This window comes from Roseateles sp. (genome assembly GCF_046300915.1).
Taxonomy (GTDB): Bacteria; Pseudomonadota; Gammaproteobacteria; order Burkholderiales; family Burkholderiaceae_C; genus Kinneretia.
Genome location: NZ_JBKCLH010000186.1, coordinates 1 through 17,007, shown reverse-complemented (window position 1 = coordinate 17,007; position 17,007 = coordinate 1). Strand labels below are relative to the sequence as shown.

The 17,007-nt window shown below is 68.9% G+C and carries 11 protein-coding genes; 5 read left to right on the top strand and 6 right to left on the bottom strand.

Annotated features, from left to right (window positions below; all coding sequences use genetic code 11):
• Nucleotides 1-71: 71 nt before the first annotated feature.
• The 6 genes from ACK5F2_RS14025 to ACK5F2_RS14000 all read right to left on the bottom strand — a co-directional run bounded on the left by ACK5F2_RS14025 (nucleotide 72) and on the right by ACK5F2_RS14000 (nucleotide 10,081).
• Nucleotides 72-6,164 carry an Hpt domain-containing protein gene (locus tag ACK5F2_RS14025; protein ID WP_409865576.1) on the bottom strand — a complete coding sequence of 2,031 codons (6,093 nt, stop codon included), beginning with the start codon at nucleotides 6,162-6,164 and terminating at the stop codon, nucleotides 72-74.
• A 37-nt stretch (nucleotides 6,165-6,201) separates the two neighbouring features.
• Entirely contained in the window at nucleotides 6,202-8,472 is a 2,271-nt protein-coding gene (locus ACK5F2_RS14020) for a methyl-accepting chemotaxis protein (protein WP_409865574.1), read from the bottom strand.
• A gap of 61 nt (nucleotides 8,473-8,533) precedes the next feature.
• Nucleotides 8,534-9,061: a chemotaxis protein CheW gene (locus ACK5F2_RS14015; RefSeq protein WP_409865572.1), complete on the bottom strand. Its 528-nt coding sequence runs from the start codon at nucleotides 9,059-9,061 to the stop codon at nucleotides 8,534-8,536.
• Nucleotides 9,062-9,067: 6 nt separating this feature from the next.
• The gene (locus ACK5F2_RS14010; RefSeq protein WP_409846289.1) at nucleotides 9,068-9,433 is read right to left on the bottom strand and encodes a PleD family two-component system response regulator; all 366 of its coding nucleotides are present in this window, start codon (nucleotides 9,431-9,433) and stop codon (nucleotides 9,068-9,070) included.
• 49 nt (nucleotides 9,434-9,482) lie between these two features.
• Nucleotides 9,483-9,869 (bottom strand): PleD family two-component system response regulator, encoded by a 387-nt coding sequence (locus ACK5F2_RS14005; protein WP_409865670.1) that lies wholly within the window; start codon nucleotides 9,867-9,869, stop codon nucleotides 9,483-9,485.
• 59 nt (nucleotides 9,870-9,928) lie between these two features.
• Nucleotides 9,929-10,081, bottom strand: a complete 153-nt coding sequence (locus tag ACK5F2_RS14000; protein WP_133604594.1) for a rubredoxin — start codon at nucleotides 10,079-10,081, stop codon at nucleotides 9,929-9,931.
• A gap of 191 nt (nucleotides 10,082-10,272) precedes the next feature.
• Here ACK5F2_RS14000 and ACK5F2_RS13995 point away from each other — a divergent pair, with 191 nt between their 5' ends.
• The 5 genes from ACK5F2_RS13995 to ACK5F2_RS13975 form a co-directional block, all read left to right on the top strand.
• The gene (locus ACK5F2_RS13995) at nucleotides 10,273-11,223 is read left to right on the top strand and encodes a hydroxymethylpyrimidine/phosphomethylpyrimidine kinase (protein WP_409865570.1); all 951 of its coding nucleotides are present in this window, start codon (nucleotides 10,273-10,275) and stop codon (nucleotides 11,221-11,223) included.
• Nucleotides 11,224-11,303: 80 nt separating this feature from the next.
• Nucleotides 11,304-12,590 (top strand): glutamate-1-semialdehyde 2,1-aminomutase, encoded by a 1,287-nt coding sequence (gene hemL / locus ACK5F2_RS13990; RefSeq protein ID WP_409865569.1) that lies wholly within the window; start codon nucleotides 11,304-11,306, stop codon nucleotides 12,588-12,590.
• Nucleotides 12,587-13,252: an HAD family hydrolase gene (locus tag ACK5F2_RS13985; protein ID WP_409865567.1), complete on the top strand. Its 666-nt coding sequence runs from the start codon at nucleotides 12,587-12,589 to the stop codon at nucleotides 13,250-13,252. Before hemL ends, ACK5F2_RS13985 begins: the two co-directional genes overlap by 4 nt.
• Nucleotides 13,253-13,254: 2 nt before the next feature.
• On the top strand, nucleotides 13,255-14,628 hold the full coding sequence (mpl, locus tag ACK5F2_RS13980) for a UDP-N-acetylmuramate:L-alanyl-gamma-D-glutamyl-meso-diaminopimelate ligase (protein ID WP_409865566.1): 1,374 nt from the start codon (nucleotides 13,255-13,257) through the stop codon (nucleotides 14,626-14,628).
• A 159-nt stretch (nucleotides 14,629-14,787) separates the two neighbouring features.
• A partial coding sequence (locus ACK5F2_RS13975) for an AAA family ATPase (RefSeq protein ID WP_409865564.1) occupies nucleotides 14,788-17,007 on the top strand: 2,220 nt, incomplete at its 3' end.

Here is a 17,007-nt window from a genome sequence, read left to right as displayed (position 1 = left end):
GGGTCCGCCTTGATGAGATTCATGAGGGCCCGGGGCGGATGCTGCAATGCCAGCCGGGCATGTCTCGGCCGCTAGGCCGGTTCGGCTGCAGCGAGAGTGCCCGAAGTGTATCTGGCAATCAGGCTCAGCAACTGCTCTTCGTCATAGGGCTTGCCCAGGTAGTGCTCCACCCCGAGTTCCAGGGCATAGGCACGGTGCTTCTGGGCTGTGCGCGAGGTGATCATGATCACGGGCAGACCGGACAGGCGGCTGTCGGCCCGGATATTGCGCACCAGATCAAAGCCATCCATGCGCGGCATCTCGATGTCCGAGAGCACCACGGCAGGCAGTTCGTCGCCGGAGAGCTTCTCCATGGCATCCATGCCGTCCTTGGCCAGCAGCACGCGATAACCCTCGCGGTCCAGCAGGCGCTGGGTGACGCGACGCACGGTCAGCGAGTCATCGACCACCATCACCAGCGGCGCCAGCACCTCGGGCACATCGGCGGGCGAGATCAGCTGCGCGCTCTGCGCGTTCTGCGCATGGGCATGCGCAGCCGCGCCATAGGACTGCGACAGGGCCACGGGGTTGTAGATCAGGGCCACATCGCCCGAGGCGAGCAGGCTGATGCCCGCAAGACCTGGCACGCGGCCCAGCTGCGGCCCCAGGTTCTTCACCACCACTTCCTGGTTGCCCAGCACCTCGTCCACATGCAGGGCGATGCGCTGATGGGCACTCTTGACCAGCAAGACGGGCACGCTGCGACCAGCCAGCACGCCACGGCTGCTGTCGCTCATCAGGCCGCCCAGCCAGTAGAAGGGCAGCTGCGCATCGCCGACGCTGATATGCCCCTCGGCATAGGCCCGCTCCACCCGCTCCAGCGGCATGCGCAGCACCGACTCCATCAGACTGGCCGGCACGGCCACCTGGTGTTCACCGTAGCGCAGCAGCACGACCTGGGTCAGCGCGGTGGTCAAGGGCACATGCAGCGCGAAGGAAGCCCCCTGCCCCGGCGTCGAGCTCACATCGATATAGCCACCCAGGGTGTTGACCTCGGAGCGCACCACATCCATGCCCACGCCGCGGCCGGCCAGCTCGGTGACCTCGCTGGCCGTCGAGAAGCCGGGCGAGAAGATCAGCTCGCTCAGAGCCTCTTCGCTGAGCTCGGCCCCCTGGGCGATCAAGCCCTGCATCTCACCGCGCTCGCGGATGCGGGCCAGATTCAGGCCTGCACCATCGTCGCTGAAGGTCAGCAGCACCTCATTGCCTTCCTGCGCCAAACGCAGGGTGATCAGGCCCTGCTCGGGCTTGCCGGCGGCCAGGCGCTCGGCCGGGCTTTCGATACCGTGACTCACGCTGTTGCGCAGCACATGCTCGAAGGCGCCGGTCAGACGCTCCAGCAGACTGCGGTCCAGTTCGATATGACCGCCCACAATCTGCAGCTGAGCCTGCTTGCCGGCCTCGCGGGCCGCCTGTCGCACCACACGGTGCAGACGCTCGGCCAGGCTGGCATCGAACTCCACCATGCGGGTACGCAAGAGATCGTCCTGCAGCTCGCGGGTCAGTCGCGACTGGCCGGCCAACTCGTCCTCACCCAGCTGCACATTGCGTTGCAGGGAGCGCTGCAGGGTGGCGACGTCGCCCACCGACTCGGTGAGCAAGCGGGTCAGTTCCTGGAAACGCGTGTAGCGATCGAACTCCAGGGGGTCGAAATCGCGGCCGGCCTGCTTGGCGGCTTCCTGTTGCTGACCCAGCTGCGCCTCGGCCTGCAATTCAAGCTCGCGCAGCTGGCTGCGCAGGCGCTCCAGGTTGTCGTCCAGATCCAGCAGGGAGGTCTCCATCTGCGAGAGTTCGGACTCCAGGCGGGCGCGACGTATGCTGATCTCGCCGGCTTGGACGGCCATGCGCTCCAGCAGCGCGCCACGCACACGCACCATGCCGCCGCCCACCGGGCCGGCCACCGCTTCATCGCCTTGCGCAAGCGCAGGCAGCGCGCCATCCTGGAAGCGCGACCAGTCGATCTGCGGGCCCGATTCCTGCAGCGGCAGAGTTTCGATGTCATCCGGGCGAGCTTGCTGGTCCGCAAGCACGTCCGCAGCCGGCACAGGCTCAGCGGGCAAGGAGGCAGGCACCAACTCGACGCCCGGCTCCTGAACTGAGGCCGGTGTCTGCTTGAGTGCGGTCTGCAAGGCTTCGAAGCCGGCCTGCAAGGCATCGGCCAGATCCTGCAGCACATGCAGATCCGGCGCGGCGAGCGACTCACGCTCCAGCAGAAGCTCCACCTGAGATTCCAGCTCATGGGCCTGCTCGCCCAGGCGCATGGCACCGGCCAGACGCGCGCCGCCCTTGAAGGTGTGCAGGGTGCGCATGGTCGCCGCGGCATGGCTGCGCGCCTGAGGCTGCGCCACCCAGTCGCGCAGCTGGGCATGCAACTCGACCAGCAGTTCCGCAGCCTCTTCCTCGAAGAACGGGAACAGGGTGGGGTCGATCTGGTCGGGCGTACCGGGCTCCACGGTCTCGTGACCGGCCTGCACGGCACGCTCGGCAAAGGCCGACAGCGCCGGGACCTGCGCTGGAACGTCCAGCAAGTCCATGGGCTCGGAGTAGCCCTGGGTCTCGCCATCGCGCGGCTCCAGCGGCTCATAGGCCTGCAGGCGCTCCAGCCACTGGCGATCCACGGACTTCAGGAAGCCGGCCGCAAACTGGTGCAGCAGGCGCCGCAACTCGTCCGCAGCCCCAACGAAGAGCTGGGCGTCCTGTTCGCTGTAGCGCCCGGCACGGGCGGCGCGGCCCAGGGCATGTTCCAGCTCACGGGCCAGGGCCGACAGATCCTCGAAGCCCACGGTGGCGGCATTGCCCGCCAGGGAATGGGCATGCGCCTCGGCATTGGCCGGGACCGGCGCCGCCAGCTCCAGCGCCCACTCGGCCAGGGCCGTGGACAGACGGCGCGACAACTCGTCGGCCTCGTTCAGGAAGATGTTGAACAGCGCGATGCCTATGCGCAGCGGGCCGATGACCTTGAATTCTTCCTCGCGCTCCTGCTCCGAAGCAGGCTCGGGCTCGGGCGCGGTCTCGGGGACGACCAAAGTGAGCTGCGGGACGGCGGGCACCGGCTCCGGCTCGTGCTCGTGCTCGTGCTCGGGCAAAGCCTCAGCCTCGGGCAGCTCCAGCAGCACCTCGCCGAGCTCAGGCGACTCGCCGGCCGGCAGCTCGGGCACGTCCACGGCCTCGCCGGGCTCGCTGCCCATGTCCAGATGCAGCTCGAACTCGGGCAGTTCGGCATAGGCCGCGGGCTCCGCCGCCACAGGCGTCTGCAGATCAAGCTCCAGCGGCAGCTCGACCGACTCGAGCACCTCGGGCAGCTCCAGCAGCTCGGTCAGGCCGGACGGCTGATCGACTTGCGGGGCAAGCTCATGGTCCAGGCCCACCGGCTCGGTCGGCGCAAAGGCCGGCACAGCCGGCGCCACCCACTCGGGCTCAGCCGGCTCGATGGGCGCATCGCCGGGCAGCGCATCAGGCAGGAAGTCCAAACGCAAAGAGAGCTCAGGCTCTGGCTCGGGCTGCGCCTGCTCCGCTTGCGGCAGCACTGCCGGCACGGACTCAGCGAAGCCCGGCTCCAGCAGGTCCGGAACCGGGGCGGCCGGCAGATCCTGCACCTCGGGCAGGGCCAGGGCTTGCGGCTCCTCGCTGAGCTGCGGCTGCGGCTGCGGCGCGGACTCGGCCAGCGGCCAATCCAGGGGCAGCACACGCCCCTCCAGCCGCAGGGCATCCGCGCTGCGGCGCAGGCCCTCGGGCCTGTGCATGGCGGCGCGGTGTTCCGCGATGGCGGCGCACCAGTCGGCCAGATAGTCCAGTGCCTCGGCGCTGAAAGCCAGCAGGGCCGGGTCGGCCCCGGTCTGGGCGCTCAGTCGGTCGTTGTAGAGCTGCTCACAGGCCCAGGCGCCCTCGCCAAAGGCATTCAGGCCCACCATGCGCGAGCTGCCCTTGAGGGTGTGGAAGGCACGGCGCACCGTGGTGAGCTCGGCCACATCCTGCGGCTGGGCTTCCAGGGCCGCCAAGGCCGCGCGTGCGGTGGCAAAGACCTCCTCCGCCTCCTCCAGGAAGATGGACAGCATGTCCTCGTCCAGCACGTCCTCGGACGCCTGGGGAAGCGGCGCGGGCGCCGGGGCGCGGGCCTCCAGCAGCTCGTTGAGCGACTGCAGGGCCTGGGCCGGCGCCTGGGCGGGATCTTCCAGCAGGCGCTGGGCCTGCTGGGCGGCCTGCGCCAGGCCGGTATCGTCCTCGGCTCGCGCCTGCAGCGACAGGCGCTCCATATCGCGCGCCAGCTCATCAGCAGGACGGTCTTGCACGTCCTGCACCACGGCCTGGGCCTGGCTCAGCAGACTGGGCTCGGCCTTGGCCTCCAGCGGCGGCAGGCTCACGGCATCGCTGCGGCGGCCCATGAGCGGCGACAGCACACCGCTGGCCTCGTCGAAGTGGAACATGCGCTTGGCCAGGGCCGGCTGCACGCTCAACATATCGATCAGGAAGCCCAGGGCACCCAGATTGGTGGCCAGGCGCTCAAAGGCCTCGCGCGGCCCGGGGAGGCTGGGATCGACCTCGGTATTGGCCAGCGCGTCCACCTCGTCGCGCATGCGCAGCGCGGCCTGGGCGGCCTGCGAGAGGCCCAGCACGCTGAGCACGCCGCGCATGGCCTGCAACTGGCCCGGCACCGGAATCAGCACCTGACGCTGACTGGGGTCGCGGAAATACTGGTCGGTCTCGCGCTCCACCTCCGAGAGGCTGGCGCGCAGCTCATGGACCACACTGCCCAGGGTCTGGCGGTCAGAGACCCGGCGGTACAGGTCCTCCATCCAGGCCTCGAGCGGAGCCGGCGCCTCGCCATGGGCCACGCTCTCGACCCGGCGTGCCAGCTGACGCACGCGTTCGGCCTGTTCGGGCTGGTCGAAAGCCGCGTCCTCGAGCGCCGCCTCCACATACAGCAGGCAGGTGGCCACGTCCATGGCCATACCGGGCTTGGGCGCCTGGCCCGAGCGCAGGGTGGCCACCACGGCGCGCTGCAGGGTCTGGCCCAGCACCTCACCGCTGGGGAAGAGCCGCCCCAGGGACTCGGACAGGGCGGCAAACTGCTCGTCCAGGCCCGCCAGGCGGTGGTTCTCGCCTTCGGCGGCGGAGGACCAGCTGTCCTTGGCCACCGACACCCGGCGCTTGGCCTGACTGACCCAGGCCGGGTCGATGCGCCCCAGCGAGTCGTCTTCGTAGTCACCCACGCTCTCGGCGGCCAAACCATAGCTCTGGCGCACGGCCTCCAGGCGGGGCGCCTGGCCGGGGGCTGGAACCTGGGCTCGGGCGCAGAAGAACAGCAGGTCCTGGGCCAGACGCTGGGAGGGCAATCCGCCGGCGCGCAGCTGGGACAGCAGGCGCGAACCCAGACGCTTGGCATAGGTATCCGGGGGCAGCAGGCCTAGCGCCTGGGCCTGGAACTGAGCGGCGGCCAGCTGCCACAGGCAGCGCACCTGCATCTCGGAATGCGCGGCCGCCAAGCCGGCGCAGAGATCGCTGAGCTGGCTCGCGGGCTGCGGACCGGGCTGGCGCATCTGCCGCAGCAGCGCGGTCTCGAAGGCGCCTCGCAGCGACTCCGGCGCCAGGGCCGGGCTGGCCTCTTCAACGGGCAGGGCACGCCAGCTGAACTCCTGGGGCCAGAGATCGGCCGGGTGAATGCGATCCACGCCATTCCAGGTCTGCAGCGCGCGGTAGGCCGGGAACAGTGCGAGGGCCGAAGCCTTGTTGCCCGCCAGCAGACGGGCCACATAGGACAGCAGGGCAAAGTCGGCCTGCTCGATCAGCTCGACCACCGCCGGCTCCACGCTCTGTGGCGACTGGGCCAGGCGCAGCACGGCCGTCTCGGCCGCACGCAGCAGGGTGGCACCGGCGGGCAGGCCCACCAGGGACAACACGCCGGTGACCTGGTGCAGCTGCGCGGCGGCCGCCGTCAGCGGACCATGGCCGGCGCCCGACGCCGGCTCTCCGCCCAGCGCACTGAAGCTGGAGCCGCGCTGGTCGCCGTCGCGCAAGAGGCGGCGCAGGGTCTTGTGTACCGACTCCAGCGAGCGACGCAGCTCTTCCTGAACCCAGGCCAGGGGGCTCAGGTCGGCCGGAAACTCCGAATCGCGCGGAAGGTCCATCCTCGAATCGATGCTCGCTGCCATGAATATGTCCCGCTCAGGAGACCTTGAATCGGGCCACCGAGGCGCGCAGGGCTTCCGCCGAACGCGACAGCTCGTGAACCATCTGGGCGGTAGAGCGTGTGCCCTCCGAGGTCTGCTCGGTCACCGCGAAGATGTGCTGGATATTGGCGGCCACCTCGTTGGCAGCCTGCGCCTCGGACAGGGCCTGCGCCGAAATCTGCGCGATCAGCTCGTCCAGGCGACGCGACACCTTGTCAATCTCCTCCAGGGCCGAACCGGCCGCATCGGAGAGCTTGGTACCCTTGACCACACCCACGGTGGAGCGTTCCATGGCGGCCACCGCATCCTGGGTGTCGGTCTGAATGGTCTTGACCAGGGCGGCAATCCGGCGCGTGGCATCGCCCGAGCGTTCGGCCAGGCGCTGCACTTCTTCCGCCACCACCGAGAAGCCGCGACCGGCCTCACCGGCCGAGGCCGCCTGAATGGCCGCATTCAGCGCCAGCACATTGGTCTGCTCGGTAATGTCCGAGATCAGTTCGGTGATCTCGCCAATCTCCTGGGAGCTCTCGCCCAGACGCTTGATGCGCTTGGAGGTCTCCTGGATGGACTCGCGGATGGTGTTCATACCGCCGATATTGTTCAGCACCGCCTGGCGGCCGGTCTCGGCGGCCTCACGCGATACGCGGGCCACCTCGGCGGTCTGCTGCGCCTGGGCGGACACCTCGTTGATTCGACCCGCCATCTGCAGCACCGCCTCGCCGGTGGCGCGAATCTCATGCAGCTGCTCGGTCGAGGCCGCGAGCAGCTCGGTGGAGGTCTGGTCCACCTGGGCCGTGGTCTCGTTCACGCGAGCGGCCGTGCCCTGCACCTGACCCACCAGGCTGCGCAGTTCTTCCACGGTGTAGTTCACCGAGTCGGCGATGGCGCCGGTGATGTCCTCGGTCACGGTGGCCTGCTGCGTCAGATCGCCCTCGGCCACCGACTGCAGCTCGTTCATCAGTCGCAGAATCGCGGCCTGGTTGGCGTCGTTAACGCGCTTGGCTTCCTGCTCCTGGGCCTCGGCCTCGCGCTTTTGCGCCTCGGCCAGCAGGGCGCGCTGGGCCTGGTCGGCCACATACAGGCGCAGGAAACCCAGGGCACCACCCACCAGGGCGGCCAGCGAGGCCAGCATCAGACCGATCAGCCACCAGCTGGCGCCGCCCGAGCTTTCCAGATCGGCCGCGATCTGCTCCAGATGGCGGCGCATGGGCTCGGAGTCGGCCAGGATGGAGGTCTGGGCCTCGCGCACCGAGACCAGACCCTGCAGATTGGACAGAATGGCCGAGGCTTGGACGCGCGTATCCTCGTACTGCTTGAGCAGCACCTCGATGCGCTCGCGCAACTGGGCGTCGCGTGCGCCGGGCAGGCGCAGCTCCGGGTTGCCCTTGAGCAGACCCTCGGCGATCTCCTTGAAGGTGTTCAAGTCCTTGCCCAGCAGGAACACGGCCTCGGGGCTCACGCCTTCCTGGGTCAGGAACTCGTTGGCGCTCTTGCCGATACGCTGGGTCAGCATCACGAGCTGGCCCACGGCCGAGATCTCGGCCACGGTATTGCCCTGCTGCAGGGCCAGGGAGGACACGGCCTCGGCGCTTTCCAGCAGGTCCGAGCTCTGGCGGTTGATGGAGCGCAGGGCCTGGCCCACCTGGGTCAGCACCTTCTCCTGGGCCAGCACGGTCTTGCCGTTCTTGTCGGCCTTGGCGATCAGGGGCTCCACCTTGTCCAGCTCGCTCTGCACCGCGGCCACACCGCTGGCGCCCTCGCGCAGATCGGGCGGCAGGGCCGTCAGCACCGCCACCGATTCACGCAACTCGGCAAAGGCGCCGGCATTGCCCACCAGGGCGGCCGACACGGACTTGGCCAGACGCTGGGACTGCATCAGGGCCTGACCGGTGGCGCGGACCTGGGCGGCCGAACGGTTGGCGCTGATCAGAGCCACGCTCACCGTCACAGCCGAACCCACCAGACCCGCTGCCACCAAGGCGGTCAGCAGGCGCTGACGACGCAGACGCGCCGCGCCCTGATCGACCTCGGGGCGCTCGCTGCCCGCCGTCACGGTGCTGGCCCCGAAGGCGCTGGCCGTCTCGGCAAACTCCTGTGGCGCGATCTCGGTGGGCACGGCTTCCGAGATGATGGAAGCCGACTGCGTGGTCGGCTGGTCGCCTGGCATGGAGCCGCGGCCATAGGCATTGGCCGCGGACGAGTCGGCCAGCGCACCCGCCGCCGCCTCGTTTTTGCCCAAGTTCTTGATCTTGTCCAGGAAGCTCATCTCACCCTCTTGTCATCTTGACTGCCCACCCCTCGCTGATGGAGGGCCGGGACTGGCCTTGTCAGGCCACTATCCGCAGGAACTGCTCGTGTCTGGCCAGGGATTCCAGGTCCAGCGCCTGCCAGCGCCGTCCCTGGGCATCCCGCCACTGGCCACCCGCAAAGCGTGGCCGCGTACCGTCATGCGCCGGCGTCTCCAGCGCTTGCAACTGCTCGTCGGAACGCAGGCCCAGCAGCCGGTCGACCAGCAGGGCGCAGTTCACGTTCAGATCCGGATTCAAGGTCACCAGGCGCGCACCGTCGCTGCGCGTCGCAGTGGGCTCTCGCAGGCCCAGAAAGGCCGCCAGATCGACCACCGTGTGCAGACCGCCCCGCAGATTGGCCACGCCCAGCAACCAGGGCTGGGCATAGGGCACGGCGCGCAGGGGCACCGGGGTGAAGATCTCGCTGGACTGGCGCAAAGGCAAGAGCAGCGCAGCGCCACCCGCCTCCACGGCCAGCCAGTTGGCGGACTGAGCCTGCTCTCGCGCCGCCTGCATGCGCTGCGCGAGGCGCTGTTGCAGTTCGCGCAGGGCTTGCTTATTGCTCATGGGGTATCAACCCAGGGCCTTGATCTTGGCCAGCAAGTCTTCGGCCTTGACCGGCTTGACCACATAGTCACGCGCGCCCTGGCGCATGCCCCAGACCCGGTCGGTCTCCTGATTCTTGCTGGTGCAGATGATCACCGGCACATCAGCAAAGCGCTCGTCGCGCGTGATGGTGCGGGTGAGCTGGAAACCATTCTGGCCGGGCATCACCACGTCCATCAGGATGAGGTCGGGCTTTTCCTCGTCAAGGCGCTTGAGCGCCTCTTCGCCGTTTTCGGCAGTGCGCACTTGATAGCCGCGCTTGAGCAGCATCTCGCTGAGATGGTGCAACTCGGTCTTGGAATCGTCGACCAGGAGAATTTTCTGTATAGACATTCGGGTTCCTCGCTGGGCCTCTTTAAGGGCGTTCGGGGAAAAAAGGGGTTCAGGCGCCGCGGCGGTGCTGACGCACCGCTTGCAGAAGCTGGTCTTTGGTAAAGGGCTTGGTCAGGTAGTCCTGCGAGCCCACCATGCGGCCGCGCGCCTTGTCGAACAGGCCGTCCTTGGAGGACAGCATGATCACGGGCACGGCCGAGAAATTCGGGTTGCGCTTGATGATGGCGCAGGTTTGATAGCCATCCAGCCGGGGCATCAGGATGTCGCAGAACACCAGATCGGGCCGGTAGTCGCTGAGCTTGGCCAGGGCATCAAAGCCATCTTCGGCCAGCACCACCTCATGACCCGCCTGCTTGAGAAAGATCTCGGCACTGCGGCGGATGGTATTGCTGTCATCAATGACCAGAACCTTGGCCGCGGTGGCCGGCTCGATCATGGAAACATCGGGAGCCTGCAGATCCAAAGAACTCTCCTCAGGGGTGGGGCTCAAGGCCCTCAGATGCGGACCATCTCAAAGTCTTCCTTGCGGGCACCGCACTCGGGGCAAGTCCAGTTCATGTCCACATCGGCCCAGGCTGTTCCGGGCGCAATGCCATGCTCGGGGTCCCCTGCAGCCTCGTCGTAGATCCAGCCACAGATCAGGCACATCCAGGTACTTGCTTCGGTCACGGTCGCCTTGTTCGCTTGCTCACTACAATGACCAATGATTGTAGCCAGCCCACCTCCCCCACTCAGGGGATGAATAGGCGCAGATGCAACAAGCAGTTTGAGGCATAAGCGGTGCTTAGTCACACATTGTTCGGGTCCTGAGTAACAGGATCTTTCACCCCCTCCTGACCATGAGCACAGCCGACTCTCCCCCCGACGCGCAGCACGACGAGCAGGAAGCACCGGCGCCGGCCTGTGTGATGAGCTTCAACGCCAGCGAACCCAGCGGCGCCGCCGGCTTGGCCGGCGATGTCGCCACCATCGCCGCCATGGGCGCCCACGCCCTGCCCGTGGTCACCAGCATCCTGCTGCGTGACACGGCCGAGATCTTCGACCAGCATCCCATCGACAGCGATACCGTGGTCGAGCAGGCCCGATCCATCCTGGAAGACATCAGCATCACGGCCTGGAAGGTCGGTTTTCTGGGTTCGGCCGAAGGCGTGAGCGCGGTGGCCGAAGTCCTTAGCGATTACCCGGATGTTCCCCTGGTCGCCTATCTGCCAGCCATCACCTGGCTGGACGAGGAACAGCAGCAGAGCTATCTGGACGCCTTCCGCGAGCTGGTCCTGCCCCAGACCCTGGTGCTGGTGGGCAACCACAAGACCCTGACCGACTTCCTGCTGCCCGACTGGGATGCCGACCGCCCCGCCTCGCCACGCGAGCTGGCCGTGGCTGCCGCCCAGCATGGGGCCGAGCATGTGCTGGTCACCGGCATCACCCTGCCCAACCAGTTCGTGGACAACGTGCTGGCAAACTCGCAAGGGCCCATCGCCGGGGAGCGGTTCGAACGTTTCGAAGTCAGCTTCGTGGGTGCGGGCGACACCCTGTCGGCGGCCCTGGCGGCCCTGCTGTCCGTGGGCGCCGAGGTGCACGACGCCGTCGCCGAGGCTCTGTCCTTTCTGGACCAGAGCCTGGACGCAGGCTTTCGCCCCGGCATGGGCAATGTCATTCCCGACCGCTTCTTCTGGGCCTTGCCACCGGGCGAGGACGAGGAAGCCGCAATGCCGGTCGCGGGCGAAGCCGCGGAAGCCGACTTCGCCGAACCCGAGCCCAGCAGCCGTCCGCCGCGACGCATGCACTGATCAAACCGTTCAGACCTCCATCGGAGCCTGAAAGCCCAGCGGCCCGGCAGCGGGCCGCAGCGCCTTGTGAGTCCAATCCCATGAGCAAGAACCAAGACCTGTTCGAACGCGCCCAGCGCGTCATTCCTGGCGGCGTGAACTCGCCCGTGCGCGCCTTCCGCGCCGTGGGCGGCACGCCCCGCTTCATCAAGCGCGGCGAGGGCGCCTACATCATCGACGCCGAGGGCAAGCGCTATATCGACTACATCGGCTCCTGGGGTCCCATGATCCTGGGCCATGGCCATCCGGCCGTGCTGGAGGCCGTGACGGCCGCGGCGCGCGAGGGCTTCTCGTTTGGCGCCCCCACCGAGCGCGAGATCGAGCTGGCCGAGGAGATCCTCAAGCTGGTGCCCAGCATGGTGCAGGTGCGCCTGGTCAGCTCGGGCACCGAGGCCACCATGAGCGCCATCCGCCTGGCCCGCGGCGCCACCGGCCGGCCCAAGTTCATCAAGTTCGAGGGCTGCTATCACGGCCACACCGACGCCCTGCTGGTCAAGGCCGGCTCGGGCCTGGCCACCTTCGGCCACCCCACCAGCGCTGGCGTCACGCCCGGCGCCGCCCAGGATACCCTGGTGCTGGAGTACAACAACGTGGCCCAGCTGGAGGAGGCCTTCGCCCAGCATGGCGCCGAGCTGGCCTGCGTGATCGTGGAGCCCATCGCCGGCAATATGAACTTCGTGCGCGCCAGCCTGCCCTTCATGCAGGCGCTGCGCGAGCTCTGCAGCCGGCATGGCGCCCTCTTGATCTTCGACGAGGTGATGACCGGCTTCCGCGTGGGTCTGGCCAGCGCCCAGGGCCACTACGCCCAGCTGATCCCGGGCTTCAAGCCGGACATCAGCGTCTTCGGCAAGGTGATCGGCGGCGGCATGCCCCTGGCCGCCTTCGGCGCCAGCCACGAGATCATGAAGCACCTGGCCCCGCTGGGCGGGGTCTACCAGGCCGGCACCCTGTCCGGCAACCCGGTGGCCACGGCCTGCGGTCTGGCCACGCTGCGCGAAATCCAGAAGCCCGGCTTCTTCGAGGAGCTCTCGGCCAAGACCCGGCGCCTGGTGGACGGCCTGGTGGGCGTGGCCCGCGACAACGGCGTGCCCTTCAGCGCCGACTGCGAGGGTGGCATGTTCGGCTTCTTCCTGATGCCCGAGCTGCCGCAGAACTACCAGACCGTGATGAGCACGGACAAGGAACGCTTCAACCGCTTCTTCCACGCCATGCTGGACGCCGGCGTCTACCTGGCCCCGGCGCTCTACGAGGCCGGCTTCGTCAGCGCCGCCCACAGCGAGGCCGACATCGTCGCCACCCTGGCCGCCGCCCGCAGCGCGCTGAAGTGAGCCCGCTTGCCGCGCGCCGCTTCGAGGCGGTGATCTTCGATATGGATGGTCTGCTGCTCGACTCCGAGCGGCCCATCCTGGAGGCCTGGCTGCGCCTGGCCCCCCAGCTGCGCCGCGAGGACTATCTGCTCACCGTGGGTCGCAACCGCCCCGACAGCCTGGCCGTGCTCAGCGAGCGCCTGGGCTCGGAGGCCGCCGCCCTGGCCCTGTACGCCCAGGTGGATGTGGAACTGACACAGCGCTTCGGCCCCGGCACCAGCGGCTTTGCGCTCAAGCCCGGCGCCCTGGCCCTGCTGCAGGCCCTGCGCGCACAAGGCATACCCCTGGCCGTGGCCTCCTCCACCCGTCATGCCAAGGTGCTGGAGCGCCTGAGCCTGACGGGTCTGATCGACTTCTTCGGCCCCATCCACGGCGGCGACCAGGTGGCCCGCGGCAAGCCCCATCCCGATCTCTTCGAGCTGGCCGCGGCCAGCCTTGGCATCCATCCTGCTAAGGCCCTGGTGTTCGAGGATTCCAGCTATGGCGCGCGCGGCGCGCTCACGGCCGGGGCCGGCGTGGTGCTGGTGCCTGACCTGAAGGCACCCGATGCCGAGATCGCGCCGCAGTGCCTGGTGCTGCAGTCCCTGGACGACGCCAAGGCCCATCTACCGAACTGGTTCTGACCATGCACATTCACATCCTCGGCATCTGCGGCACCTTCATGGGCGGTCTGGCGGCCCTGGCCCGCGAGGCCGGCCACAAGGTCACCGGCTGCGATGCCAACGTCTACCCGCCCATGTCCACCCAGCTGGAGCAGCTGGGCATTGAGCTGATCCAGGGCTTCGGCGCCGAGCAGATGGAGCTCAAGCCCGACCTCTTCGTGGTCGGCAATGTGGTCACGCGCTCCAGCGAGGGGCGATTCCCCCTGATGGAAGCCATCCTGGACGCCGGCGCCCCCTACACCAGCGGCCCGCAATTCCTGGCCGAGCAGGTGCTGCAGGGCCGCCATGTGCTGGCCGTGGCCGGCACCCATGGCAAGACCAGCACCACCTCCATGCTGGCCTGGATCCTGGAACAGGCCGGCCTCAAGCCGGGGTTTCTGGTGGGCGGCGTGCCGCAGAACTTCGGCGTCTCGGCGCGCCTCGGCGAGGGCAAGGCCTTCGTGATTGAAGCCGATGAGTACGACACCGCCTTCTTCGACAAGCGCAGCAAGTTCGTGCACTACCGGCCGCGCACCGCCATCCTGAACAACCTCGAGCACGACCACGCCGACATCTTCCCGGACCTGGCCGCCATCGAGACCCAGTTCCACCACCTGGTGCGCACCGTGCCGCCCTCGGGCCGCCTGGTGGTCAATGCCCGCGAGGACGCCCTGCAGCGCGTGCTGGACCGCGGCTGCTGGAGCGAGGTGCAGCGCTTTGGCGTGCGCAAGGAAGAGCCCGGGGCCCTGCGCGCGCGCGGCGAGCCCCAGGCCTTTGACGTGCTGCGCGGCGCCATGAAGGTGGCCCGTGTGGAGTGGAGCCTGCTGGGCGAGCACAACCAGCTCAATGCCCTGGCCGCCATCGCCGCGGCCGAGCATCTGGGCGTGACGCCGGAACAGTCGGCCGCCGCGCTGGCGGAATTCCAGAACGTGCGCCGCCGCCTGGAGCTGCGCGGGGAGGTCGGCGGCATCAAGGTCTATGACGACTTTGCCCATCACCCCACGGCCATCCACACCACGGTCAACGGCCTGCGCCGCAAGATCGCGCCGGCCGAGCGCATCCTGGCCCTGTTCGAGCCCCGCTCCAACACCATGAAGCTGGGCACCATGAAGGCCCAGCTGCCCTGGGCTCTGGAAGAAGCCGACCTCGCTTTCTGCAACCAGGCCGGCTTGACCTGGGACGCCAAGGAGGCCCTGGCTCCCATGGGCGCCCAGGCCCAGGTCTGCGAGGGCGTGGATGCCCTGGTGGCCGCCGTGCTGAAGGTGGCCCGCCCCGGTGACCATCTGCTGTGCATGAGCAATGGAGGCTTTGGCGGCATTCATGAGAAGCTGCTTGAGGGCTTGGCCGCCCAGACCTGAGGGTCTGAAGGCGGCATTCATGAGAATGCTGCCGGAGGGTTTGGCCAGCGCTCGCTCTACGCCAGTCAAGATGAAGATTCGCTGACAGTGAGCCCCCCGTGTTCGGGGGCACTGCACCGGCGATCGAAGCCCGGCTGCGGAGATACTGCCGGACTCGCCATGGATTTCCCGCTCGCGCGCAGCGCCCTCGCCTCTCCTGCCCTCCCGCCGCCGCCCAGGTTGTGCCTGCTGGGGGGCTGCGAGCTCTTGATGGGCGATGGCGCAGCTGTCGAGTTCCCCTACGACAAGACCCGCCTGCTGCTGGCCCTGCTGGCCCTGGAGGCCCGTCCGCTGCCGCGCGAGCGTCTGGCCGAACTGCTCTGGCCCCAATCCCAGGGTGAGCAGGCCCGCGCCAATCTGCGCCGCGCCCTCTTCGACCTGCGCCGCCTGCTGCAGCAGCAGCCCGCCTCCGGCATGGAAGTGCTGCTCAGCGACAAGAAGCAGATCGCCCTGAACCCGGAGCTGGGCTGGCGACTGGACTGCCAGGAATTCAGCGCCGCACCTCCCGCTTTTGCCACCGAACAGCCCCCCAGCGCTGAAGCCCTGCAAGCCCTGGAGGCTCAGCTCGATCTCTACCGCGGGCCACTGCTGGACGGGCTGGAACTCGATGGACTGCACAGCCTGCAGGACTGGCTGAGCCCCCGGCGTGAGGCCCTGGCTCTGACGGCCGGCCGTCTGGCGCGCCGCCTGAGCCAGGGCTGGGAGCTGGCCGGCCGCAACAGCCAGGCGCTGGGCGCCGCCCGCCGCGGCCTGCTGCTCGACCCCTGGAATGAGGCCTTGCTGCGCGCCTGCATGCGTCTGCAGGCCGAGCGCGAGCGCCCCGCTGCCCTGGCCCTGTTCGAGCAGTTCCGCCAGCGCCTGCAGGAGCAGTTGGGCCTGCCGCCCGAGGCTGAGACCCTGAGCCTGGCGGAGCAGCTGCGCCGGGCCCCGGTGGGCGGGAGCCCGAGCGCCTCGCTCAAGCATCCCTCGGAGCGCCGTCGCATCGTGGCCCTGGCCTGCGAGCTGGAGCCTGCGCCGGGCGTGGAGGCGGAAGCCCTGAGCCAGCAGCTGCCCGCCCTGCAGACCCGCTTGCGCGAGATGCTGCAAGCCCATGGCGGCTTTGTGCTGCGGGCCGAGGGCGGCGAACTGCTGGCCTTCTTCGGCCATCCCCGCGCCCTGGAGCAGGCCCCGCGGCGTGCCCTGGCGGCTGCCCTGGCCCTGCAGGCCCATCTGTGCGGCAGGCCACAGCACCCCGCCCTGCTCTGTCCACGTCTGGGGCTGGAGACCGGCTGGGTCTATGCCGATCCTCGCCAGGGCTCACCAGACAGCGCCGGTACGCTGAGCCGGCAGGCTAGGCGCCTGGCCCTGCTGGCCGAGCCCGGCGAGATTCGACTGGGCAGCGCCCTGGGCAGCCAGGCGCCGGCCGGCTTTCGCCTGGCCGCGCTGGCCGACGGCGGCGCAAGCCTGCTGGGCAGCGAAGGCCTCATGAGCCTGCCACGCCGCGCGCCCTTGGTCGGTCGCCAGCGCGAGCTGAGCGTGCTGCTGCAGGCCTGGCGACAACCCGAGCTCGGCCCCCAGGCCCTGCTGGTGCAGGCCGAGCCCGGCCTGGGCAAGACCCGCTTGCTGCAAGCCCTGCTGGAACACAGCGAGGCCACCGCGGCCCAACACCTGCTGCTGAGCTGCCTGCCGGAGTTCCAGCACAGCCCCTATCACCCCTTCATCACCAGCCTGCAGCAGCGTCTGAACGCCCTGCAGCTGGCGCATGGCGAGGATGGCCCGACCAGCCAGCGCCGCCTGCTGGCGGGCGTGGCGCCGGCCTTGCAGGAGCAGCAGCCGCGACTGGAGCGTTTGCTGCAAGGCGGCGAAGGCACGCCATCGGGCCATGCCGAGCCGGACCGCCATGCGGACGAAAGCCTGCTGCTGGCGGCCCTGGGGCTGGGCCAGCCCGGTGGACCGGCCCTGCTGCTGGTGGAGGACCTGCACTGGGCCGACCCCTCCTCGCTCGGTTTGCTGGCGAGGCTGCGCCGCCTGGCCGCGGCGCCGCGCCTGATGGTGCTGAGCTCGCGCGAGCCCGCCCCCAGCGCCCTGCCCGAACTGCCCGCCTTGCTGCTGGAGCCCCTGCCGGCCTCGCAGATGCAGCGCCTGATCGCGCATCTGGAACTGCGCGATCCGGCCCAGGCCGAGGCCGTGCTGCGCCGCGCCGAAGGCGTGCCGCTCTATGCCGAAGAACTGGCCCGTGCCCTGCAACAGGCGCCCGAGGAACCCATGCCGGCCCGGCTCTGGGATCTGCTCGCGGCGCGGCTGGAGCGCGTGGGGCCGGCCTTGCAGGAGCAGCAGCCGCGACTGGAGCGTTTGCTGCAA

Bases quoted from the DNA above. Each gene is read 5' to 3' on its own strand.
- ACK5F2_RS14015 (WP_409865572.1), bottom strand. From the start codon at position 9,061: ATGAGCAATAAGCAAGCCCTGCGCGAACTGCAACAGCGCCTCGCGCAG.
- ACK5F2_RS14005 (WP_409865670.1), bottom strand. From the start codon at position 9,869: ATGATCGAGCCGGCCACCGCGGCCAAGGTTCTGGTCATTGATGACAGC.
- ACK5F2_RS14010 (WP_409846289.1), bottom strand. From the start codon at position 9,433: ATGTCTATACAGAAAATTCTCCTGGTCGACGATTCCAAGACCGAGTTG.
- hemL (WP_409865569.1), top strand. From the start codon at position 11,304: ATGAGCAAGAACCAAGACCTGTTCGAACGCGCCCAGCGCGTCATTCCT.
- ACK5F2_RS14025 (WP_409865576.1), bottom strand. From the start codon at position 6,164: ATGGACCTTCCGCGCGATTCGGAGTTTCCGGCCGACCTGAGCCCCCTG.
- ACK5F2_RS14020 (WP_409865574.1), bottom strand. From the start codon at position 8,472: ATGAGCTTCCTGGACAAGATCAAGAACTTGGGCAAAAACGAGGCGGCG.
- mpl (WP_409865566.1), top strand. From the start codon at position 13,255: ATGCACATTCACATCCTCGGCATCTGCGGCACCTTCATGGGCGGTCTG.
- ACK5F2_RS14000 (WP_133604594.1), bottom strand. From the start codon at position 10,081: ATGTGCCTGATCTGTGGCTGGATCTACGACGAGGCTGCAGGGGACCCC.
- ACK5F2_RS13995 (WP_409865570.1), top strand. From the start codon at position 10,273: ATGAGCACAGCCGACTCTCCCCCCGACGCGCAGCACGACGAGCAGGAA.